18 protein-coding genes and 1 riboswitch are annotated in these 22343 nt (G+C 28.8%); of the genes, 10 read left to right on the forward strand and 8 right to left on the reverse strand.

Translation table 11 applies throughout. The features are described 5' to 3' along the window. Positions 1-2 precede the first annotated feature (2 nt). The 5 genes from CSPA_RS05330 to pyrE all read left to right on the forward strand — a co-directional run bounded on the left by CSPA_RS05330 (position 3) and on the right by pyrE (position 4655). Complete coding sequence (locus tag CSPA_RS05330; RefSeq protein WP_015391189.1) at positions 3-1208, forward strand: dihydroorotase; 1206 nt, start codon at positions 3-5, stop codon at positions 1206-1208. Between the two features lie 96 nt (positions 1209-1304). Next, on the forward strand, positions 1305-2174 hold the full coding sequence (gene pyrF / locus CSPA_RS05335) for an orotidine-5'-phosphate decarboxylase (protein ID WP_015391190.1): 870 nt from the start codon (positions 1305-1307) through the stop codon (positions 2172-2174). A gap of 9 nt (positions 2175-2183) precedes the next feature. Then, positions 2184-2927, forward strand: a complete 744-nt coding sequence (locus tag CSPA_RS05340) for a dihydroorotate dehydrogenase electron transfer subunit (RefSeq protein WP_015391191.1) — start codon at positions 2184-2186, stop codon at positions 2925-2927. A gap of 20 nt (positions 2928-2947) precedes the next feature. Next, positions 2948-3844 (forward strand): dihydroorotate dehydrogenase, encoded by an 897-nt coding sequence (locus tag CSPA_RS05345; RefSeq protein WP_015391192.1) that lies wholly within the window; start codon positions 2948-2950, stop codon positions 3842-3844. Between the two features lie 136 nt (positions 3845-3980). Then, positions 3981-4655, forward strand: a complete 675-nt coding sequence (gene pyrE, locus CSPA_RS05350) for an orotate phosphoribosyltransferase (protein WP_015391193.1) — start codon at positions 3981-3983, stop codon at positions 4653-4655. 492 nt (positions 4656-5147) lie between these two features. Here the strand turns inward: pyrE and CSPA_RS05355 are convergent, their stop codons facing one another. Further along, the gene (locus CSPA_RS05355) at positions 5148-6530 is read right to left on the reverse strand and encodes a DUF2334 domain-containing protein (RefSeq protein WP_015391194.1); all 1383 of its coding nucleotides are present in this window, start codon (positions 6528-6530) and stop codon (positions 5148-5150) included. Between the two features lie 256 nt (positions 6531-6786). Next, positions 6787-6865: riboswitch (ZMP/ZTP riboswitch) on the forward strand. Between the two features lie 187 nt (positions 6866-7052). Here CSPA_RS05355 and pflB point away from each other — a divergent pair. After that, complete coding sequence (gene pflB, locus CSPA_RS05360; protein ID WP_015391195.1) at positions 7053-9281, forward strand: formate C-acetyltransferase; 2229 nt, start codon at positions 7053-7055, stop codon at positions 9279-9281. Positions 9282-9559: 278 nt separating this feature from the next. Here the strand turns inward: pflB and CSPA_RS05365 are convergent, their stop codons facing one another. Both CSPA_RS05365 and CSPA_RS05370 read right to left on the reverse strand, forming a co-directional pair. Next, entirely contained in the window at positions 9560-9721 is a 162-nt protein-coding gene (locus tag CSPA_RS05365) for a rubredoxin (RefSeq protein WP_015391196.1), read from the reverse strand. Between the two features lie 165 nt (positions 9722-9886). Continuing rightward, on the reverse strand, positions 9887-10510 hold the full coding sequence (locus tag CSPA_RS05370) for a 3'-5' exonuclease (RefSeq protein WP_015391197.1): 624 nt from the start codon (positions 10508-10510) through the stop codon (positions 9887-9889). A gap of 291 nt (positions 10511-10801) precedes the next feature. Here CSPA_RS05370 and CSPA_RS05375 point away from each other — a divergent pair, with 291 nt between their 5' ends. Further along, positions 10802-11755, forward strand: coding sequence for an L-lactate dehydrogenase (locus CSPA_RS05375; RefSeq protein ID WP_015391198.1), 954 nt, complete (start codon positions 10802-10804; stop codon positions 11753-11755). Positions 11756-12079: 324 nt separating this feature from the next. Here CSPA_RS05375 and CSPA_RS05380 read toward each other — a convergent pair whose 3' ends face one another. Further along, the gene (locus CSPA_RS05380; RefSeq protein ID WP_015391199.1) at positions 12080-13048 is read right to left on the reverse strand and encodes a biotin--[acetyl-CoA-carboxylase] ligase; all 969 of its coding nucleotides are present in this window, start codon (positions 13046-13048) and stop codon (positions 12080-12082) included. A 189-nt stretch (positions 13049-13237) separates the two neighbouring features. Here CSPA_RS05380 and CSPA_RS05385 point away from each other — a divergent pair, with 189 nt between their 5' ends. The 3 genes from CSPA_RS05385 to CSPA_RS05395 all read left to right on the forward strand — a co-directional run bounded on the left by CSPA_RS05385 (position 13238) and on the right by CSPA_RS05395 (position 16262). Further along, on the forward strand, positions 13238-14284 hold the full coding sequence (locus CSPA_RS05385; RefSeq protein WP_015391200.1) for a phosphodiester glycosidase family protein: 1047 nt from the start codon (positions 13238-13240) through the stop codon (positions 14282-14284). Between the two features lie 20 nt (positions 14285-14304). Next, entirely contained in the window at positions 14305-15339 is a 1035-nt protein-coding gene (locus CSPA_RS05390; protein WP_015391201.1) for a hypothetical protein, read from the forward strand. A 266-nt stretch (positions 15340-15605) separates the two neighbouring features. Next, positions 15606-16262, forward strand: coding sequence for a site-2 protease family protein (locus CSPA_RS05395; RefSeq protein WP_015391202.1), 657 nt, complete (start codon positions 15606-15608; stop codon positions 16260-16262). 74 nt (positions 16263-16336) lie between these two features. On the opposite strand, the gene CSPA_RS05400 is transcribed toward CSPA_RS05395, so the two are convergent. The 4 genes from CSPA_RS05400 to CSPA_RS05415 all read right to left on the reverse strand — a co-directional run bounded on the left by CSPA_RS05400 (position 16337) and on the right by CSPA_RS05415 (position 22265). Next, complete coding sequence (locus CSPA_RS05400) at positions 16337-18127, reverse strand: hypothetical protein (RefSeq protein ID WP_015391203.1); 1791 nt, start codon at positions 18125-18127, stop codon at positions 16337-16339. 755 nt (positions 18128-18882) lie between these two features. Beyond that, complete coding sequence (locus tag CSPA_RS05405) at positions 18883-19884, reverse strand: N-acetylmuramoyl-L-alanine amidase family protein (protein WP_017810801.1); 1002 nt, start codon at positions 19882-19884, stop codon at positions 18883-18885. Between the two features lie 240 nt (positions 19885-20124). Then, complete coding sequence (locus tag CSPA_RS05410) at positions 20125-21516, reverse strand: sensor histidine kinase (protein WP_015391205.1); 1392 nt, start codon at positions 21514-21516, stop codon at positions 20125-20127. Between the two features lie 26 nt (positions 21517-21542). Then, the gene (locus CSPA_RS05415; RefSeq protein WP_015391206.1) at positions 21543-22265 is read right to left on the reverse strand and encodes a response regulator transcription factor; all 723 of its coding nucleotides are present in this window, start codon (positions 22263-22265) and stop codon (positions 21543-21545) included. Positions 22266-22343: the final 78 nt, after the last annotated feature.

Here is a 22343-nt window from a genome sequence, read left to right on the forward strand (position 1 = left end):
ATATGGAACTATTAATTAAGAATGCAAGGATAATAGATGTAACTCAAGATTTTCATGGAGACATATATATTAAGGACGGAATAATAAACGAAGTTGGTAAGAGTATAACAAAAGATAATGTGCAGATACTTGACTGTGAAGGGAAAATTGTAATGCCAGCTTTTATTGATACTCACGCTCATTTTAGAGATCCAGGTCTTACTTGGAAAGAAGATATTGAAACAGGTTCCAAAGCAGCTTTAAAAGGTGGATATACTGGTGTTTGTTTAATGGCAAATACTAGACCTATATGTTCATCTAAAGAGACTTTAGAATTTGTAAGAAATAGATCGAAGGAGCTTAATTTGATAGAGGTTCATCAATGCTTATCTATCACAAAGAACTTCGATGGAATTACATTAGACCACCTAAAAGATCTTGAAGATGATAAGGAAATAAAGGCAATTTCAGATGATGGAGTTGGTGTAGCTAATTCAAATACAATGCTTGAAGCTATGAAAATTGCAAAAAAGAATAACTGGGTTATAATGTCTCATGCAGAAAGTCCAGAGTTTTCAAAAGTCGATATGAGAATAGCTGAGAACATGATGACATTAAGAGATATTGAACTAGCCAAGTTAAGTGGGGCTAGACTACATATGTGTCATGTTAGTACAGAGGAAGCAGTAAAATACATAATTGAAGGAAAAATGAGTGGTGCAAATATCACTATGGAAATAACACCACATCATATAGGTCTTACAAGAGATATAAATGACTATAGAGTTAATCCGCCAATACGAGAAAAAGAAGATGTAGAAGCTATAATAAAGGCAATAAAATTGGGAATGGTTGATACTATAGGAACAGATCATGCACCTCATACAGCTGAAGAAAAGAAAAATGGTTCTCCAGGAATGGTTGGTCTTGAAACTGCATTTTCAATTTGCTACACAAAATTAGTTAAGGATAATAATGTTTCTTTAAATAAATTAAGCGAACTTATGTCTTATAATTCAGCTAAGCTTCTTGGAATGAATAAAGGAAAAATAAGTGTTGGCGCAGATGGAGATTTAGTTGTTATAGATACTGAAAATAAGATAAAAATTAATCCAGAAGAGTTTGAATCAAAAGGCAAAAATACTCCATTTGTTGGGATGGAATTTTATGGGCAAGTACTTACAACAATAAAAGGTGGAGAAATTAAATTTAATTCAGTTAATAAGTAACAGTTAAAAATTCTTGTAGAATTTTATTCTGGGAAGTTTCTTTTAAACTCATAACTGATAACTGTTAACTCATAACTGAACGAAAGGGTGTTTTAAATGACAAGTTACATAATTGATAAGTTATATGATAGAGTTGAAAAAAGAGGAGTAGTTTGTGTAGGCTTAGATACTGCCTTAGACTATTTGCCAGAACATATAAAAGAAGGAAGAACTCCAAGTGAAGCTATTTTTGAATTTAATAAACAAATTATAGATGCAACTTTTGATGTGGCAGCATGCTTTAAGGTTCAAATTGCATATTACGAAGCTTTAGGCTTAGAAGGATTAATTGCATATAAGAAAACCTTAGCTTATTTACGAGAAAAAGATGAAATAATAATAGCTGATATAAAAAGGGGAGATATAGCAGCAACTGCAACGATGTATGCAAAAGCTCATTTTGAAGGAGAGTTTGAAGCTGATTTCATAACATTAAGTCCTTATATGGGAATGGATAGCATCGAACCATATCTACCTTATTTAGAAAGAGGAAATAAAGGTGTTTTCAGTTTGGTAAGAACATCAAATCCAGGAGCAGAAGACATTGAATATTTGGATACCATAGGAAATAAGAAGGTTTATGAGGTAGTAGCAGATAAGATAACTGAAATGAGTAAAAATATAAAAGGAAAGTGTGGGTATTCAGCAATTGGGGGAGTTATTGGTTGTACTTATGTTGAAGAGGGACAGAAGATAAGAGCTAATTATAATAATATGTTTTTCTTAATACCAGGATATGGTGCACAAGGAGGAACTGCAGAGGATGTTGCATTATATTTAAATAATGGAAATGGTGGAGTCGTTAATTCGTCAAGAGGAATATTGCTTGCTTACAAGAAGGAAAATAGAGAAAAAGAATTTGCGTTATGTGCAAGAGAAGAAGCGATAAAAATGAGAGACGCAATAAAGAAGGCAGTTAATAATTAGGAGGTTAGTATGGCTATAACTTATAGAAATGCAAAAGTAATTTCAAATGAGGAAATTTCAAAGGATATATATAAATTAGTAGTGGAAGATGATTCAGAAATAAAAGCAGGACAATTTTATATGCTTAAAATTAATGGGGTAACTTTCCTTCCAAGACCAATAAGTATTTGTGAAAAAACAGAAAATAGATTGACATTTTTATATGCTGTAGTTGGAGAAGGTACTAAGGAATATAAAATGCTTAAAAAAGATGATTTCATTAATATTACAGGACCACTTGGAAACGGATTTGATATAGAAAAAAATTATAATAGAGTTGCATTAGTTGCAGGAGGAATAGGAACTGCACCTATGTTAGAACTTGCAAAAAAATTAAGAAAAAAAGATAAAAATCAAAAAATAGATTTATATGCAGGGTTTAGAGATGAAATTTATTTAATAGATGAGTTAAAAGAATATGTAGATGAAATTAGCATATCTACAAATACAGGAAAGCATGGACACAAAGGGTTTATTACTGAACTTTTAAAACCTGAAAATTATGATACGGTGCTATGCTGCGGACCAGAAATAATGATGAAAAAAGTTGTAGATATGTGCAAAGAAAAAAATGTAAGTGTATATGTTTCTATGGAAAAGCATATGGCCTGTGGAGTTGGAGCTTGTTTAGTATGCACATGCAAAACAAAGGATGGCCACAAGAGAACTTGTAAAGATGGGCCAGTTTTTGACGGATACTATGTGGAATTATAAGAGCAAAGGGGAAAATCTATATGATGAAAGTTACTATTAATAATGTAGAATTTAAAAATCCTGTAATTGCCGCATCAGGAACTTTTGGCTTCGGAGCTGAATATAACAATTTTTATGATGTTGGAATTCTTGGAGGCATATCATCTAAAGGACTTACTATAAATCCGAAACAAGGAAATGAAGGAATAAGGGTATTTGAAACACCATCTGGAATGATGAATTCAGTAGGGTTACAAAATCCAGGAATAGATGCATTTATAAAATATGAACTTCCTAATATGAGAAAGTTAGGTACTAATGTTATAGCAAATATTGGCGGAGGTTGCTTTGAAGATTATGAAGCAGCTGTAACTAAGATTAATGATACAGATGTTGATATGATTGAACTTAATATTTCATGCCCTAATGTTAAACATGGTGGTATGGCCTTTGGTATTAAGTCAGATGTTGCTTATGATGTGGTGAAAAAAATTAAGGCTATAAGTAAAAAGCCATTAATGGTAAAATTATCACCAAATGCAGAAAATATAGTTGACATGGCTGTAAAATGTCAAGAAGCAGGAGCAGATTCACTTTCGCTTATAAATACATTAAATGCAATGGCAGTTGATATATATAATAGGAAACCAATATTTAACAATGTTACAGCAGGTCTATCAGGTCCAGCAGTAAAACCAGTAGCACTTAGAATGGTTCATCAAGTGGCTAAGGCTGTTGAGATACCAGTAATAGGTCTTGGTGGAATTTGCAGTGGAAAAGATGCAATTGAATTTATGATGGCAGGTGCAAGTGCAATTCAAATAGGAACAGTTAATTTTGTGAATCCAATGGCTGGGAAAGAAATCATTGAAGAAATGGAAAGTTTCTTAAAAGATCAAGGGATTAAAGATATCAATGAAATAATTGGAATAATTTAGGTGGTTAACAGTTTACAACTTACAGTCTACAGTTAGATCTGAGAAGCCTACGGCTTTTCAGAAATCCAGTTATGAAGTTCCTCCTTAACTGTAAACTATGCACTGTGAACTGTAAACTAATATAGGAGGTAGTTTTATGAAAGCTTATAAAAGAGAATTTATTGAATTTATGATTGAATGTGGTGTTTTAACTTTTGGAGATTTTGTTACTAAGAGTGGAAGAAAAACTCCGTTCTTTGTTAATACAGGTAATTATCAAACAGGAAGTCAATTAAAAAGGCTTGGAGAATTTTATGCAGAAGCTATACATGAAAATTTTGGCGATGACTACGATGTATTATTTGGGCCAGCATATAAAGGAATTCCATTAGGGGTGACGACTGCAATAGCACTTTCAAATTCTTTTGATGTTGAGGTAAAATACTGTTCAAATAGAAAAGAAGTTAAGGATCATGGTGATACTGGAATCCTATTAGGAAGTAAATTAAAAGATGGTGATAGAGTTTTGATTGTTGAAGATGTTACAACAGCAGGAACTTCAATATATGAAACTATGCCTATCTTAAAAAGTCAAGCAAATGTGAATGTAAAAGGGCTTATAATATCAGTAGATAGAATGGAAAGAGGCCAAGGAGAACAATCAGCTTTAACTGAAATCAGAGAAAAATTTGGATTTAAGACTTGTGCTATAGTTACTATGGCTGAAGTTATAGAATATCTATATAATAAAGAAATTAACGGAAATATACTTATTACTGATGAAATTAAAGTGAGAATAGATGAGTATTATAAACAATATGGTGCTAAATAACAAGATAAGTTATTCCTATATAGGTTCTAATAAAAATTGAATCCATTCAATATAAATATATATATACAATGCAAGAATATTATACTTATGTAAAACTTACCGAAATCAGATACATATTTATTACAGCAGACTAATGAAATTTTCGCTGGATGGGTTCTAAGTGGAAGGATGCCCCATTTCTGCATGTTCCTAAAGTAAATTTATGACAAGCAGAAAATGGAACAACCTTCCACTAATAACCATCACGGCTTAATTTCATATGCCGCTTGCACAAATATGTATCAAATTTCTAGTGTAGTGTTACGATTATAATTTCTTAATGCTGCATGTATATTCCATTTATAAGTGTGATTATTAATTTGGATATCTATATTGAATGATTTAGCAATTAATTGAGAATTGAAAAATAATAAAAATAGCTTTATGTATGCAATGAAGAAACTTTCATAGTTCTTAAAAGCACACATAAGGCTATTTTAAATTTTTCTCACATTATTTATCTAAAAGGTCATCAATATGAATAGTTGTATATTCATCTTCTTTAAGGGCCTTTGTAATTCTTTGAAGTGGTGAATTCTCATCATAAGTCACATTTAATTTATTTCCATCTGTATTAAATTTAATATAATCTATTTCTATAGATGGATGATAGAAAAAGCTGCTAAGGACATCAGGGTCATTTTTCTTCAATTTGTCAATTATAGAATCTGTATCAGCTAATATATCTGATACATAACCTAATGGGGTAGGAACAAATAAATTATAGTCATTAGGTCTATAAATATTCTTTTTAGAATTATCATAAGGTTCAAATACAAATTGAAAATACTCGCTAATAATTTTCTTTTGCATTTCAGTATCCCTATAATGAGGGCTTTCGTAGAAGGATATAGGAATGTTTAATGCACTAGCAGTATCAATTCCTTTTTCAATTACAGCTCTAGTTTCAGAAACTGTACTGTTTGTGTTTTTTGACATTTCTTCACCTACAGCACTTGATTCTTTACCAGATTGATGAGTATATCCATGCAAACCAATCTCTCCACCCTTGTTTATCATATAATCTAATAAATTAACAAAGCCTACATTTACAATGTTATCATTTGTTAATAAGTCATTATCAAAATTAGCATCAGGTACTATAAATCTTGGTATCCAAGCTATATGGAATTTTATACCATTTGAGTAAAGTAAATTAGACATAAGTTTTACTTTTACTTGGTTTTTATCTTCGAGATTGGAATATCCGCAGCCAAAGTCCTCAAATCGAATTAATGCAATTTTGTCACTATAGATCACTGAAGATTCTTCAGGAGTTTTGATTTTATTATTTAATAAGTTGATTTTTTTATTTTTAAAATCAAATACGGCAATTAAGTCAAAAAGTTCTTCAATATCAGATATTGAAATATAATCAGTTCCATTATAATTTAATACATTACCCCTAAGAGATCCCTTTTTAGAATTTCTTTCATAGGAATTTTCTGTTAAGGTAATAGTATTATCAGTATTATTAATTGAAAAAGAACCATTGGTTTTATTTAATGTATAATTTAGTTTAGTACAAATAAAACTAAGTGGAATATAATAGCGTTGCGCTTTAAGAATAACAGGAACATTACTAATATTGTTTTCCTTTAAAATATTAAAGCTTATACTATCAATTTTAGTTATAGGCTTGTCCACAAATTTAAGTTTGGGAGTATATGTACTTTTGAAATTGTCTTCTGGAAGTAAGTTTGAATATAGTGTCTTATTAACAATGGTTAGATTTTTTTTAAAAAAATTGAAATAAGAAAGGATATTATAGAAAGTAAATAGAAATAAAATTAATGCTAAAAACGAAAATAAAAGTGGTTTAAATTTTCTGTGCATTGTTTTTTCGCTCCTTTTAAGTATGTGTAAATTACGCTTGTAAGAAAATTATACCATCAATTTAGATCAATTAAACGTTTAGAATGTTAAATTTAAGTTAAAAATAACTCAAAACGTTGACAAAATTATGGAAGTGGTATATTGGAGATTAGGATTGTAATATACTATGGAATAGTTCTAAACTCATTTAGTGCTAAAATGTAATATAATTCTTATTGACAAAATAAATACTTTAGTATTATTCTTATAGTAAGATATTTAGTCATATGACTGACGGAAGTGGGTTTACCACATGAAGTATGACTATTAATAAGCCGACCGTCTGGGCAAAAAAGCCTGGATTGTAGGCTTTTTTTATATAAAAATGGGGAAAAGTTAATCATATTAAAATATATGAAAAGTGTTATTGATTGAGAATTATTTTCATTGACAGAAAGGAGAGGCTAAGTATACAATATTAGTATGAATTAAAAATATGATTAGATAGATTAGTATTTTTTATTATATTAGGAGGAGATAATTATGTTTAAACAATGGGAAGGCTTTAAAGAAGGAACTTGGCAAGAAGGAATAGATGTAAGGAACTTTATACAAAAAAATTATAAATTATACGAAGGTGATTCAAGCTTCTTAGAAGATAAAACTGAAAAGACAAGTAAAGTGTGGGAAAAAGCCTATGCTCTTATAGTTGAAGAAGTTAAAAAAGGAATAATTGATGTTGCGACAGATAGAGTATCAGGAATTGATAACTACGAAGCAGGATATATTGATAAAGATAATGAAGTTATAGTTGGACTTCAAACAGATGCACCACTAAAGAGAATAGTAAATCCATTTGGTGGACTTAGAATGGTTCAAAGTTCCTTAAAGGAATATGGCTATGAATTAGATCCAGAAATAGAAAAGCATTTTTCTAAGTACAGAAAAACTCATAATGAAGGAGTTTTTGATGGATATACAAAAGAAATCAGAGCAGCAAGAAGTGCAGGTCTTTTAACAGGACTTCCAGATGCTTATGGAAGAGGAAGAATAATAGGAGATTATAGAAGAGTAGCTCTTTATGGAATTGATTATTTAATAGAAGAAAAGAAAAGAGATTTAGATAATTTAAATGGAGATATGCTTGATGAATTGGTAAGAAAAAGAGAAGAAGTGTCAATGCAAATCAGAGCTTTAAGTGAAATTAAATCTATGGCAACTAAATATGGGATAGATATATCAAAACCAGCTGCAAATGCAAAAGAAGCAGCTCAACATTTATATTTTGGATATTTAGCAGGAATTAAAGAAAACAATGGAGCAGCAACTTCTTTTGGAAGAACTTCAACCTTCTTAGATATATATCTTGAAAGAGATCTAGAAGCGGGAGTTATAACAGAAAAAGAAGCTCAAGAAATTGTAGATCAATTAATTATAAAATTAAGATTGGTTAGACACTTAAGAACTCCAGAATACAATGAATTATTTGGTGGGGATCCTACATGGGTAACAGAATCAATTGGCGGAATGGGAATAAGTGGTAAGTCACTTGTAACTAAGAACTCTTTTAGATATCTTCATACTTTAATTAATCTTGGAACTTCAGCAGAACCAAACTTAACAGTTTTATGGTCAGATAAGTTACCAGAAAACTTTAAGAAGTATTGTGCAGAAATTTCAATAAAAACAGATTCTATTCAATATGAAAATGATGAAGTTATGAGACCAGTTTATGGTGATGATTATGCCATAGCATGTTGTGTATCAGCTATGAAGGTAGGCATACAAATGCAATTCTTTGGAGCTAGAGCGAATATTGCTAAATCACTTTTATATGCAATTAATGGTGGAGTAGATGAATTAAAGGGAATTAAGGTTATACCAGGAATTGAACCAATAAAAGATGAGATTTTAGACTTTAAGAAGGTTAAAGAAAATTATAATAAAGTATTAGAATATGTTGCAAAGGTTTATGTAGATACAATGAACGTAATTCACTTTATGCATGATAAATATGCTTATGAAGCAGGGCAAATGGCACTTCATGATACAGCAGTAGAAAGATTAATGGCTTTTGGAATAGCAGGTCTTTCAGTAGCTATAGATTCCTTGTCAGCAATAAAATTTGCAAAGGTTAAGCCAATCAGAAATGAAGCAGGTATAACAGTAGACTTTGAAGTTGAAGGTGATTTCCCTAAGTACGGAAATGATGATGATAGAGCAGATGATTTAGGTGTTGAATTAGTTACTAGATTCTCAAATGAACTTAAGAAACATCCTTTATACAGAAATGCAAAACACACATTATCAGCATTAACAATAACTTCAAATGTTATGTATGGAAAGAAAACAGGAACAACTCCGGATGGAAGAAAGAAAGGTGAACCATTAGCACCAGGAGCAAATCCAATGCATGGAAGAGATATAAATGGAGCATTAGCATCATTAAATTCAGTGGCTAAGATACCATATAATGAAATCTGTCAGGATGGAGTGTCAAATACTTTTTCAATAGTACCAGATGCCTTGGGAAAAGATGAAAATCAAAAAATTACTAACCTAGTAGCAATACTAGATGGATATTTTGTACAAGGAGCACATCACTTAAATGTTAATGTTCTTAATAGACAAACCTTGATTGATGCAATGGAAAATCCAGATAAATATCCAACTTTAACAATAAGAGTTTCAGGATATGCTGTTAACTTTAGCAGATTATCTAAGGAACAACAATTAGAAGTTATAAGTAGAACTTTCCATGAAAGCATTTAAGACAGTTATCAGTTAACAGTGCAGTAGTTTACAGTTGAGGAGGAAATCCATTAAGGGATTTCTGAAATATATGTGTATGAAGAAAAGCTTAGGGCTTTTCTTCATGTACTTTACATAAGTAATTGTAAATTGTAACTTGTAAACTGTGAACTGAAAAAGACTATAGGAACATAATATTTATGTTCCTATAGTCTTTCTCTTTAGGATTTAGTTAGATAGAATAATTAGAATTGCAATTGGGTTTTATTAATAACTAAGTAAAACATTTACAATAGAAATCATTCAAGCATAGAAAAATTATCTTTGTTAAAAGAACAAATAGGACACACCCAACAATCAGGCAAATCATTAAAATCTACATAAGGTTCAATGCCACCATCAGGGTCACCAAGTTTTGGGTCATAAATATATCCGCATACTTCACAAACATATTTTTCCATATAATCACCTCATTAATATTTTAAACAAGACTAACATAGATTAAAATTGCCTAATTTAAAGTCAATAAAATAGAAAATCATGGATAGTCAATAAATTATAATATATTATATGCTTTTATTAATGAGGTGTTAACAATAAAAATATAGATTTAAATTTTATCTTAGTTATTTTCTATCAGAAGCTTTTAGAAGATTTGAAAAATAGCCTTTTGGGAAATGGCCTTTTTTTAAGCCTTCTATTACAGTTAAATAAGTTGCAGCTGTATCAAATCTAGCATCATGATAATTTCCACTACCTTCAAACAATTTTTCAGAGGTTTCGGCAATTTGAGTGCTTGAAATATTGAGCCATTCAATCACTTCTGATAGTTTAGGATTTTTAATTTCACCATTAGCTTTTGGAATTCTGCATATGTCTCTATAATAAGCCATTGTACAGAAAACATTTTTAGGAATAAAATCTTCACCTAATAATGATAACTCATGTTTTAAAAATCTAATATCAAAATTAACATTATGTCCAATTATGAAATCAGAATTTATAAAATCATCAATAAATTCTGGAACTAAATCTTCAAAATATCGCCCATTTGATAAATCGTATAGTTTTTCAAGGGAAAAACCATGTATTTCTTCAGCAGAAGGATCCATTTCTTCTACTGTAAAGAAAAAGTTTCTGCCAGTTGTCACTTGAGGTTTTACACTAGCATCAACAGTTATATAGCTTAGTTGGCAGATGCTTCCTGGCTTTATGCTAGTAGTTTCTGTATCAAAAAATAGTAATTTCATTAAAGTGTACCTCCATCTTTGCAAGAAGGATATTTAAAAATATAAACATCCAAGTTATAAATTAATTATTATATGGTTAAATTTAATTATATAGTATTTACGAAAAAATTCAATTGAGTTATAATTGATAATAACTATTAATTAATAAAAAGTTTTATATATTGTTTAAATATATTCAGCCATAAATTTAATTGGGAAAGGTTTAGTCTAATTATAATTGACAAGAAATGATCGATAATTTAATATTTGTAATTGCAATATATAATTGCATAACTTAAGGAGGAATTAATAATGATTGATAGAAAACGTAAAATATCTGTAATAGGAGCTGGATTTGTAGGAGCAACAGCAGCTTATGCTTTGATGAATAGTGGAGTGGCAACAGAAATATGTTTATTTGATATAAATATGGATAAAGCTATGGGAGAAGTAATGGATTTAGTTCATGGTACATCCTTTGTAAAGCCAGTAAGTATTTATGCAGGAAGTATTGAAGAAACTAAGGATTCAGATATTGTAATAATTACAGCAGGCGCAGCTCAAAAGGAAGGGGAAACAAGATTAGACTTAATTGAAAAAAACTATAAAATATTTAAAAGTTTTGTTCCACAAATAGCAGCGGCAAGTCCAAATGCAATTTTATTAGTTGTATCTAACCCTTGTGATGTATTAGCATATATAACATATAAATTATCTGGGTTCCCTAGGGAAAGAGTTATTGCATCAGGTACAGTGTTAGATTCATCAAGATTAAAATATGTCGTAGGAAAGTATTTTAATGTAAATAACAATGATATTCATGCATATGTTTTAGGGGAGCATGGGGATAGTGAAGTTGTTAGCTGGAGTACAGCAAGTATAGCAGGTGGAACATTAGATGAGTATGCTGATAAATTTGACTTAGAATGGGATGAACAAGTGAAGGCAGTAATTGAAAATGATGTTAAAAATGCTGCTTATGAAATAATATCTAGAAAGAATGCAACTTATTTTGCAGTGGCATTAGCTGTAAACAGAATAGTTGAAGCTATTTTAAGAGATGAAAATGCAATTTTAACTGTATCATGTTTAATGCAAGGTGAGTATGGAATTGATGATGTATATCTTGCGGTACCAACAATTGTTAATAGCACAGGAGTTGTAGGAATTGTAAATCCAGTGATAAAAGATGCTGAAGAGTTAGGAAAATTACAAGAATCAGCAAAGGTATTAAAGGAACACATAAAGAAAGTTATTCCTAATTAATGATATATATTGCAATTATATTAATGTTAAATGCTCAATGATAAACCAAGGTTAATTTCCATTGGAAATCTTTAAGTGCTGAACTGCAATATATATAATAAAAATTAGTAAAGTGTGATAAGTGACAAGGCGATGATAATTTTCTGAAAATATGTTTAGGAATATTCACTCAATCTCACAACTTATCTCATATATATTCAATTAAAGATGTAGTCTTTACATTTAATAATGTAAAGAGTAAGAAGAAAAGCTTAAGGCTTTTCTTCTTAGACATATATATTTTAGAAATCCCCTAATGGATTTCTACCTCAACTGTAAACTTAATTACATTCCTTTAAAGCTTATTTCCCCAGTAAGTACTGCTTTTTCATTTCCTTGACTATCCTTCACAATAAGATCTCCAGCATCAGATAGAGAAACACAAGTGACTATTTCTTCTTTATTATATGTAATTAATTTTGCTTGCTTTCCCAATATATTAGAATTATTTCTGCAAATTGAAATTGTCTCAGAAAGATCAAGATGATTCACAAATCTTAAATACAATTTTTCAAAATGGTTTAAAAAACTAGACAGTATTTCTGTTCTACTAAATTGTTTATTAAATTCAATTTTTAAAGATGTAGCAATAGAATTTGTATCATCATTAAAATCATCTCTATTTATATTAATGTTCATGCCAATGCCCAATACTAAATAATGAACGCTATCCATATCACATTTCATTTCTGCTAATATGCCACATAGCTTTTTGCCATTTAAATGTATATCATTAGGCCATTTTATATTTACATCAATGTTAAGGTCTTTCAAGGTCTTATATACAGAAGCAGCAGCTATTTGAGTTATTTTAGGTGCTTCCATAGGAGAAATATTCGGCCTTAATACTAAAGTGAACCAAAGACCACCATTTGGAGAAACCCACTCACGATTGAATCGTCCACTTCCAAGTGTTTGTTTCTCAGCAACTATCAAGCTTCCAGTCTCAACATTTTGCTGTGCAAGCTCTTTAGCTTTAATATTTGTAGAATCTATTTCAGTAAAATATACTATATTTTTACCAATTTGTGATGTTTCAAGTAATGATATTACTTTACTTTTATCTATCAAATCTGGAGATGATAATAATTTATAGCCTTTCTTAGATACTCCTTCTATAATATAACCTTTAGCTTTTAAATTATTAATATGCTTCCAAATAGCAGTTCTTGATACCTGCAAAGTTGAACTTAAAATCTCACCAGAAATATAGTCATCAGCATTTTTTAGTTCATTTAATATTTTTTCTTCCATAAAGTAATACCTCCTAAAATTGATTATAACATAATAATATTTGATTATATGTAAAAATTAAGTCTGAAGGAGAATAAATTGCAGGAAAAATCACCTTATTGTAATATAAATAAAAATAATATATAATAGGGTTTGGTATAATTTAAATAAACGTCAGTATTTAAGGCGTTTTTTAGAGAGGATAGCAAAATGAATAAAAATAAGAATATAAATAAAAATGTGAATAGAAAACCGAAATTAAAAGTAAAAAAATCAAAGAAATCCAAAAAAAAGATATCAATTAAGACAATAGTTATGTTTTTGGTTTTTGAATTGATTTTTTCAGCATGTACATTTCCATTTATGATTTTATATGGCCCTTTTGATGTTGCAAAATCTACTTATGTTGGTGCAGCTATGACTTCAACAAGTTATCAATTTATGGCTAGATGGTTTATGTCAGATGCAAAAATAGCAGAAATTCAAGGACAAAATTCAGTTGAGGATAATGGTGAGAAAACTGATTTAGATCAAATAAATATTCCTAAGGTTAAGGATGATACAATAGAAATACAGACAATTGAAGGTAATTCAAAATATAGTGGTTATTATATGATTGTAAAAGATCCAACAAGGGTTAAGATTGGAGTAACTTCTAAGATAGGCGTAGAAGGAGAAACTACTTCTCAAATTGCAGAAGAAAATGGAGCAATTGCGGCAATTAATGGAGGAGGATTTGTTGACCAATCATCAACACAGGCATGGACAGGAAATGGTGGTGTACCAACTGGTATTGTTATGACTGGTGGAAAAGTTAAAAATGATGATACTGGTGGAAAAGAAGTATCATGTCTTGGTATAACTAAAGAAGGAAAAATGATGGTAGGTAATTATACTTTAGATGAGCTTGTGAAACAAGGCGTTCAAGAAGCAGTAAGTTTTTACCCAGCATTAATTATTAGTGGTAAAAAGTTAACAATTAATGGAGATGGTGGATTTGGTATAAGACCAAAGACTGCAATAGGACAAAAAAAAGATGGCTCAATAATTCTTATGGTTATTGATGGAAATGACCTTGGAAGCTTAGGTGCGACAGTAAAGGAAGTACAAGATATTATGTATCAATTGGGTGCCTATAATGCTATTAATTTAGATGGTGGAAAATCAACGACTATGTATTATGATGGTGATATAATAAACAAACCATCAAACAGCATGGGAGAGAGAACTATTGCAACAGCAATTATTGTTAAATAAACAGAAGGTGGGAGCAGGTTATGAAGATATTTAAAAAGATAATTGCATGGGCAATGCTATCTATAATACTTCAAATTGGTGTTTTATATTTTTTAAATAATCATGCATTTAAGCAGAACTCAGAATTTAAAAGTAATGCATTAAATATTAAAAAAGATAATACTAAAGATATAAAAGCAACAATAGCAGATAAGGCTGAAAATGTTAATATTTCATACAATGGTAAATATTTAAGTTATAAAGAAGCTGAAAATTTATTTTTGCAGGATACTAAAACAGGAACAAGTACTCAGGTTAAAACAGAAAATGGAGGAACTATACTTTATTATGATTGGGTTCCAGATAGAAATGTTTTAATGATAGTAGAGAAAGTCAATAAAAATGGTAAAGCTAAAATCCAACTTATAACATATGATGCAGTTAATGCTTCAGAATCACCTGTTAAAGAGATATGTGCATATCAGGAAAATATGAAAATTAAAAAAATAAGTGCATCAGTTTTTACAGGGGTATTCTATGTTGATATTGATAAGGGTGGAGCTAAGGATACTGTTTATAGAATAGATAGAAATAATGATATGAGTGAGGTTAAGCTTAACACTTATATTTTAGGTAATATACAAGTTATTCCTCATGCTGACAGGTTAATATATGCAGATAAAATAAAAGGAACCTTTTATGTTACAGCACCTAATAAACAGCTTAATTTTAATTCTAATAAGAAGTTGATTCTTTTGGGAATAGATAAAAATGATGTTGTATATATGGGAGAACTTAATGGAGATAAAATTGCAACTATAACATATGGTAAGGTTGATGAAGATACCTCTACATGGAAGAAGATTACTCTTGATTCAGTTGCTAATGCTGATGATATATATTTAAGTAATAGCAGTGAGATATTGATTAATGATAATCTTAAAGGAAGCGTTAAAAATCTAACTACCGGAAAAGAAATTGAGTACGAAGGTAAGCTTGTTCAAATAAAGGAAGATTTTATTGCTACAAAAGATAATAGTGGAAAATTATCGTATAAGAGTTTAAAAGATAAATAATTTTAAAGAAGAGTATTCAAATTTGATGTGAAATTGGATACTCTTTCTGATTAATTAACCTTTTGTGTGATTAAGTTAGTTATGTAGGATAAAAAAAGTGTGAGTTAAAAATCCAAAGTTGTGACAATTTATTTTTTATGATATCATTATTGGAATAAACAGTTAATAGTAAACCCAAAAATGTATTGGGGGAGGATAAGTTGATGCATTTTAAAGAAATATTGCAAATAATTTTGTGAAAAAAATTAAAATAGAAGGAGAATTATATGGATTTACTTAATTTAAACACATCAATTTATGACAAGATTGTCATAATACCAGCACTTATTGTTGCATTTACAGTTCATGAATTTGCACATGCTTTTGTTGCAGATAAGTTAGGAGATAAAACACCAAGATTTCAAGGAAGAGTAACTTTGAATCCAGCAGCACATCTTGATCCTATTGGATTTATTTTGGCAGTATTCTTTATATTTGGGTGGGCAAAACCAGTGCAAACAAATCCATCAGCATATAAAAACCCTAGTAAAGATAGTTTGAAAGTGAGTTTAGCTGGACCAATTTCAAATTTTATTGTTGCTATTATAGCAACTGTAATATATGCATTGTTCATTAAAGTTTTTTATTTTAAGTTATCAGAAGGTGTGGCACAAGTTTTGCATGATATGATATTTTATATACTTTCTGTTAATATTAGTATAGGATTATTTAATTTAATTCCGGTTCCACCATTAGATGGATTCAAGATTATTAAATATTTTAAGCCAAGAATTTTTTATGAATTTCAAGATAAGTTTTATCAATATCAGCCACTAATTCTTATAGCATTAATTCTATTTGGAGGAAGAATAATAGGTATTTTTTCAACAGCAATATTGAATTTTTTATTAAGATTAGTATCGGTAGTATTACATGTTTTTTAAATTATAGTAAATATACAATCAATAGTGTGCTAAGGATAATCCGTCTCTTAAGAAGAGACGGATTATTTAATAAGTTATTTCTTTGTTATAGTTTCTTTTTTAGTATCATTATTTGTTTGTTTATTGGTTTTAGTATCAATTGATGAATTAGATTTGTCAGTTACATTATGCGTATCGTTTGAGGTTGTAGTATTATTATTAGTAGTGCTACTTGAAACATTATTATTATTATTATTATTATTAGGAATTGGAGCTTTTTCTTTGCTTCCATCATAATCATAGTTTAAGGAAGCATCTGGATTTTGTAGCAATCCGTCATGCCCTAATACATATTCTTCATGGTTTTCTCCAATAACTATTGCATCCTTTTGCATGGTTCCATCTTTGTAAAAATAATACCAGCCTTTTTCTGTCTTTAACCATCCTATTACTTTTTCATCATTATTTTTATAATAATACCAATCGCCATTTCCTTTTCTCCAGGATGAATCATATTCTCTATAATCCTTTTGTTCAGAAGCAGTTTTATTGCTTGCTTTATCTTTTGATATTGTATTTTCATTTAGTGGCGATTTGGCTTGTGTATTTTCTATAGGATTCTTATTTTCTTCACTTAACTTATTTTTAATATTAGAATCATAATTATTAAAGTCATTAATATTTTTATAAGTATTTTTCAAGGTTAATTTATCATAGTCACCATTTAATTTATTTGTGTTATCTTGAAAATATTCAGCTAGATCATATACAATATACCTATTTTTAATTTTTTTATTTTCCTTATCATGAAATTCTTCTTTTACTAGTACATTTTCTGAATCAACCATATGAATAGTAATATTACTATCATCACTATAAGTCTTAGGTATTTCTATAAGCATATCAAAGCCGTTTTTTTCAAGTTTAGCTAAATATATTTTGTTAGAATTATTATTATCGTCTTTTTTTATCAATATATATTCCTTATAAAAATTATCATATCCATATAGAGTTATGTTGCTTAATGGTTCTATAAATTTGCCAGCTATGTCATATTGATTAAGATTAATAGTGTCTTTGTTTTTATCATTATAATCTAAACCTATGTATGCTTGACCTTCTGAACAAAATGTATATTTTAAGTAGTTCCCAGTATGGTTATTAGTAACTTCGCTTTGAGAATTATTGATTTTTATATCATCATATTTTACAAGCGTAAAATTACTGCCATCAAAGTTTATTTTTTTTACTACATTGTTTTGACAAATAGCATAGAAATTTTTTGCCGTGTTATCATAAAATATTCCACCAATAATATCTTCACTATCAAAACTACATTCAAATTTATATTGATCGTTGGTGCTAATATTATATAAGATGTAATCTATTTTCTGAGATAGGTTTTTTGAGCATAAAAAATAATCACTGTTCCCAGAAATGGAATACCAGCTAGTAGGTGATTGATCATCTTTATTGGAAAGTAGGGGATATTCTTTTCCAGATTTCCAATTAAAGTAGCTATTCTTTCCAAAGATCTTATCACCATAAATATTTAAGTTAAAGTTTAAATAATCATCTGGTAACTTTATACCAGATGTATTTGTATTTCCAGCTTTGTCTAAAATAAATATATTAGTATCATATAATTTTTTATTAATGTTATCATATTTTATTAAATATATATTTCCATTAATATAACCTAACGGAATTTCTTCAAAATCATCATTGGTTTCATTTTCAATATTAATAATACTTTTTATATTATTTATACTTACATCTGCGTTTAATACTTCTATTTCTTCATTTCCTTTAAGTATGTATACTTTGTAAAATATACAGGATAATATAATTATTATTAATAATATAAAACTAAGTGTTTTTTTCATTTTTCCTCCCGATATAATAAGCATACATAATAAACTAATAATGTAAATAAATCATGAATTTATTATATATTTTTTTATTTGATATAGATATCCAAATGAATAATCAAACTTATAAATTGAATATACATGAATCATTGAAAAATTATAATCGTAACACTACACTAGAAATTAGATACATTTTTCTGGAAGCAGGCATGTGAAATTAAGCTGATGATGGTTATTAGTGGAAGGTTGTTCCATTTTCTGCTTGTCATAAATTTACTTTAGGAACATGCAGATATGGGTGCAACCTTCCACTTAGAACCCATCCAGCGAAAATTTCACTAGTCCTGTGGAAGATAAATGTATCTGATTTCGGTAATTGTTGCATAAGTCTAATTCTCGCTTTGGATATCTTTATTAATCTAAACAATTATAAACTAAACTTATTACATAATTGTTAAATAATTCGTTTGATAAGGAATTTTATCAAAGTTATGGCATTTTATTTGGAAATCTTGAGTTTTATACAAATTTAAAAAATTGCCAACATTTAATCAGTTTCTTTGAAACTGTATTAAGTTGACAACTTTTCATAGACTTTTAATAATTTAATTTGTAGAGTTTTTTTACAATAATTTATTTTTGTTAATTTAATGTTGATTAGTTACATTTGTTGATTTTTAGATATATTGGATAGCATTAAGTACATATATAATGCACTATATTTAGTAGATAATTAATTGCGAGGTACAATAATTTAATTGATATATATATTATCGAATCCATACCCCGTCTGAACCTAAAACATATTTGTTTTCGCCTTCTATTATAGCTGTATCTTTTTGCATTACACCATCCTTGTTTGTATAATACCATTTGCCATTATATATAACCCATCCTATCTTTTTCACTCCGTTATCATCTACAAAATATGTTTTCCCATCGATAACTTTTTGGCTATAACCCTTTGTTTTTTCTAGATCTTCTTCAGGCTTAGTTCTATTAGTTAATGCACCATCTGCATTTAATACGCAGTCATTACCTTTTCCATCTTTAATAGTTGTATTATTTTGCATTATTCCATTATCATTAAAATAGAACCATACTCCATTAATTTGTTCCCAACCTTTAGCTAAGTGTTCTTTCTTTTGATTTCCATCATTATAAGTCCAGTCAGTTCCCACTTGTTTCCACTCTTTTTGACTCTTTTTATATGCTTCTGAACTATCATAAGTAACTTCAACTCCATCGATGATATCATATCCATGCTCACCAACAAGTACTCCATCTTTATTTAACTTAACTTCTTTTCCAAATTGATTTTTAACAGTTGTGTCTTTGAGCATTTCTCCCTTTTCATTGTAATAATATATTTTACCTTGATCTTCAACCCAGCCTGTTTTTTGCCCTGATGCATTTAAATAATAGCACTTACCATTATCAAAATTGCAATTTACTCCATATTCCCAGTTAACTTCTCCTACTCCATTTTCATCAATTTTAACTTCAGTTTTATTGTTAGGACCTAGAATAGTTTTATTTTTTACCATTTCACCATTCTCATCAAAATAATGCCATACTGAACCCTTATCATCTCCAAACAAGATCCATTGATTTGTATCTTTTACACCATTGTTATAAGAATAAGTATGTCCATTTTCTGTTTTAAGTCCGTTTAATGTTGTTTCTGCATTGGCAGATAAATTTCCTACTGTTAAAAGACTTCCGCAAACTAAAGCAGCTGCAATTAATTGATTTAATATCTTTTTTTTCATTTCTATTCCTCCTAAATAAAAGTAATTTAATAAATATTTGATTTGTACCCTTAGTACATTACCCATAATAAACCTATTTCAAATACTTTCAATGCTTTTTACATTTTTGTAATGTTCTTGTAGGATTTGGATATTAGTTGTTACTTATTTAATATTTTTGTAACATTCTTGTAATATCGCTCGTTAAAGAAAACTATAATTTAGAATTAATGAAAAAAAGCCTAGTGGCTTTTTTCATAACTAATTTAAGCTTGATAAATAGAATGATATTTCATCATTTTCTATATTATATTTTAAAGTCAGCATATTCTTTTGTGCTAATTCATTACATAAATATAATCCTAAGCCAGAACTTGAGATGCTTTCTTCCATATTGCAATCAAACTCATTATATTTAATAAAAGGTTCTAATAAATTTTCGGAAATATTTTTGGGGATTGAAGAAATTTTATTTTTTGTTTCAAATATAAAAGTATCAGCATCAGATTTTTTCAGTGAAATATATATTTCTTTACCTTTTGAGTATTTTAATGCATTATCTATTAAATTTAAAATTATATGTTCAATATCTTCTTTTACGGCTAAAATACTAATTTCATCTATATTAGCAATGAACTTTTTATTAAGTCGTCGGCTCCTGTCAATCAATCTATCACAAATGTCTAAAATTAATGTGTTTAGTTTCACTTCTTGTTTGATATCCTTTTTTCTAACTCCACATCTTGAAATTTCAAGAAGCTTTTGAATAAGTTCTTTTAACTTTCCACATTCAAGCATTATGCGGTTAACAGCTCTTTTTTTAAATTCTTCATCCATACTGTTTAGATCTTCTTCTTCTAATATTTGGACATAACCATATATTGAAGTAACTGGTGTTTTGAGTTCATGGGTGGCATTGTTAAAAAAGTCTTTTGATATATTTTCTAATTTTTTCTTTTCTTCAATCATTTCATTAAAAGAATTAGTTACTTGTCCAATTTCATCTTTAGATCGTACTGAAATTTTATCAACATCTTTTCCTTCTCCATATTTTTTCATTTCCATGCTGAGCTTTTTTAAAGGACTGATTATTCTGTTTATAAAGTAATTTAATGATCCTATTATGACCACAAAAAGGATAATTTGTGCACTTATTATATTTGTCATTGTGTTCTTAATGCTATTGTAATACTCATCGTAGTTTTTTTGTATGATTAAACTTGAATCATATTTTCCATTAAGATAAACAGGGTATATGTATGTAGAAATTAATCCATTTTTTATATTGAAGATTATTACTGAACTTTTTCCTTTTGAACTTTCTAATATATTATCAATACTATTTTCAAGTAATACATTTCCTTTACAATCTATTAATTTATTATTTGAATCATATAACCCAACATAGCAATCATAATTATTGTTAATTTCATAGACGGTTTTATTTTTTACTTTAGAGTCATCCTCAATAACCATAGAACTGTATTTTAAAGTGCTTGTACTGAATTTACTGATATTCTCCATATCATCCTTGATATTGTTCTTAATACTTTTATAGAAAGTATTATAAATTAAAATACTTAATCCAAGATTAAATATAATAAGAGCAAAAATAATAGCAGTCATTATTTTTCCTTTTAGTGTTCTTAGCATATTTTTCACTTCCTAACTGTATGCCTTTATCTTATTACATATCCTACACCAAAAACTGTTTCTATTATAGAATTTTCTTTATCATCCCCAAGGTTTGCCCTTAATCGTCTTATGTGAACATCTACAGTTCTTGTATCACCATAATAGTCATATCCCCATACTTCATTTAAAAGTTGCTGTCTTGTGAAAACAATTCCTTTGTTTTTATATAAATAACTTAATAAATCAAATTCTTTTCTTTTTAGCAAAAGTTCCCGACCGTCTCTTATTACTGTTCGTGTATCAAAATTAATTGTAATTTCATCTTTTTCAACCTTATCAACAATAGCGTTGCTTTTATTATTTTCAAAAGGCGAAGAAGTAGTACTTTCGCTAGCAATAATATTTTTGTTTGCCCGTCTAAAAATAGCATTAATTCTAGCTATAACTTCTCTTATTTCAAATGGTTTTGTTATGTAGTCATCTGCGCCTATTTCCATACCCAATATTCTGTCAATAACATCATCTCTAGCAGTAAGCATAACAACATAACTTGTTTGATTTAGGATTTTACATAATTCAAAACCACTTATGTCTGGAAGCATTAGATCCAATAAAACTAAATGAGGTTCAAATTCTTTGAAAAGTTGCAAAGCAGTTTCTCCATTATAAGCTCCTTTTACTTCGAAGTTTTCCTTTGAAAGAGCAAATTTTAAAGTATCATTAATAGAAAATTCATCTTCAACAACTAATATTTTCTTCTTTTCCATATTAACCCTCCAAATACTAATTATACATTATTTAATTTTATACAATTTCCTATATATTGCAACATTAGTTTGTTTTAT

The organism is Clostridium saccharoperbutylacetonicum N1-4(HMT) (genome assembly GCF_000340885.1).
Classification (GTDB): Bacteria; Bacillota; Clostridia; order Clostridiales; family Clostridiaceae; genus Clostridium; species Clostridium saccharoperbutylacetonicum.

Bases quoted from the DNA above. Each gene is read 5' to 3' on its own strand.
- CSPA_RS05330 (WP_015391189.1), top strand. From the start codon at position 3: ATGGAACTATTAATTAAGAATGCAAGGATAATAGATGTAACTCAAGAT.
- pyrF (WP_015391190.1), top strand. From the start codon at position 1,305: ATGACAAGTTACATAATTGATAAGTTATATGATAGAGTTGAAAAAAGA.
- CSPA_RS05340 (WP_015391191.1), top strand. From the start codon at position 2,184: ATGGCTATAACTTATAGAAATGCAAAAGTAATTTCAAATGAGGAAATT.
- CSPA_RS05345 (WP_015391192.1), top strand. From the start codon at position 2,948: ATGATGAAAGTTACTATTAATAATGTAGAATTTAAAAATCCTGTAATT.
- pyrE (WP_015391193.1), top strand. From the start codon at position 3,981: ATGAAAGCTTATAAAAGAGAATTTATTGAATTTATGATTGAATGTGGT.
- CSPA_RS05355 (WP_015391194.1), bottom strand. From the start codon at position 6,530: ATGCACAGAAAATTTAAACCACTTTTATTTTCGTTTTTAGCATTAATT.
- pflB (WP_015391195.1), top strand. From the start codon at position 7,053: ATGTTTAAACAATGGGAAGGCTTTAAAGAAGGAACTTGGCAAGAAGGA.
- CSPA_RS05365 (WP_015391196.1), bottom strand. From the start codon at position 9,721: ATGGAAAAATATGTTTGTGAAGTATGCGGATATATTTATGACCCAAAA.
- CSPA_RS05370 (WP_015391197.1), bottom strand. From the start codon at position 10,510: ATGAAATTACTATTTTTTGATACAGAAACTACTAGCATAAAGCCAGGA.
- CSPA_RS05375 (WP_015391198.1), top strand. From the start codon at position 10,802: ATGATTGATAGAAAACGTAAAATATCTGTAATAGGAGCTGGATTTGTA.
- CSPA_RS05380 (WP_015391199.1), bottom strand. From the start codon at position 13,048: ATGGAAGAAAAAATATTAAATGAACTAAAAAATGCTGATGACTATATT.
- CSPA_RS05385 (WP_015391200.1), top strand. From the start codon at position 13,238: ATGAATAAAAATAAGAATATAAATAAAAATGTGAATAGAAAACCGAAA.
- CSPA_RS05390 (WP_015391201.1), top strand. From the start codon at position 14,305: ATGAAGATATTTAAAAAGATAATTGCATGGGCAATGCTATCTATAATA.
- CSPA_RS05395 (WP_015391202.1), top strand. From the start codon at position 15,606: ATGGATTTACTTAATTTAAACACATCAATTTATGACAAGATTGTCATA.
- CSPA_RS05400 (WP_015391203.1), bottom strand. From the start codon at position 18,127: ATGAAAAAAACACTTAGTTTTATATTATTAATAATAATTATATTATCC.
- CSPA_RS05405 (WP_017810801.1), bottom strand. From the start codon at position 19,884: ATGAAAAAAAAGATATTAAATCAATTAATTGCAGCTGCTTTAGTTTGC.
- CSPA_RS05410 (WP_015391205.1), bottom strand. From the start codon at position 21,516: ATGCTAAGAACACTAAAAGGAAAAATAATGACTGCTATTATTTTTGCT.
- CSPA_RS05415 (WP_015391206.1), bottom strand. From the start codon at position 22,265: ATGGAAAAGAAGAAAATATTAGTTGTTGAAGATGAATTTTCTATTAAT.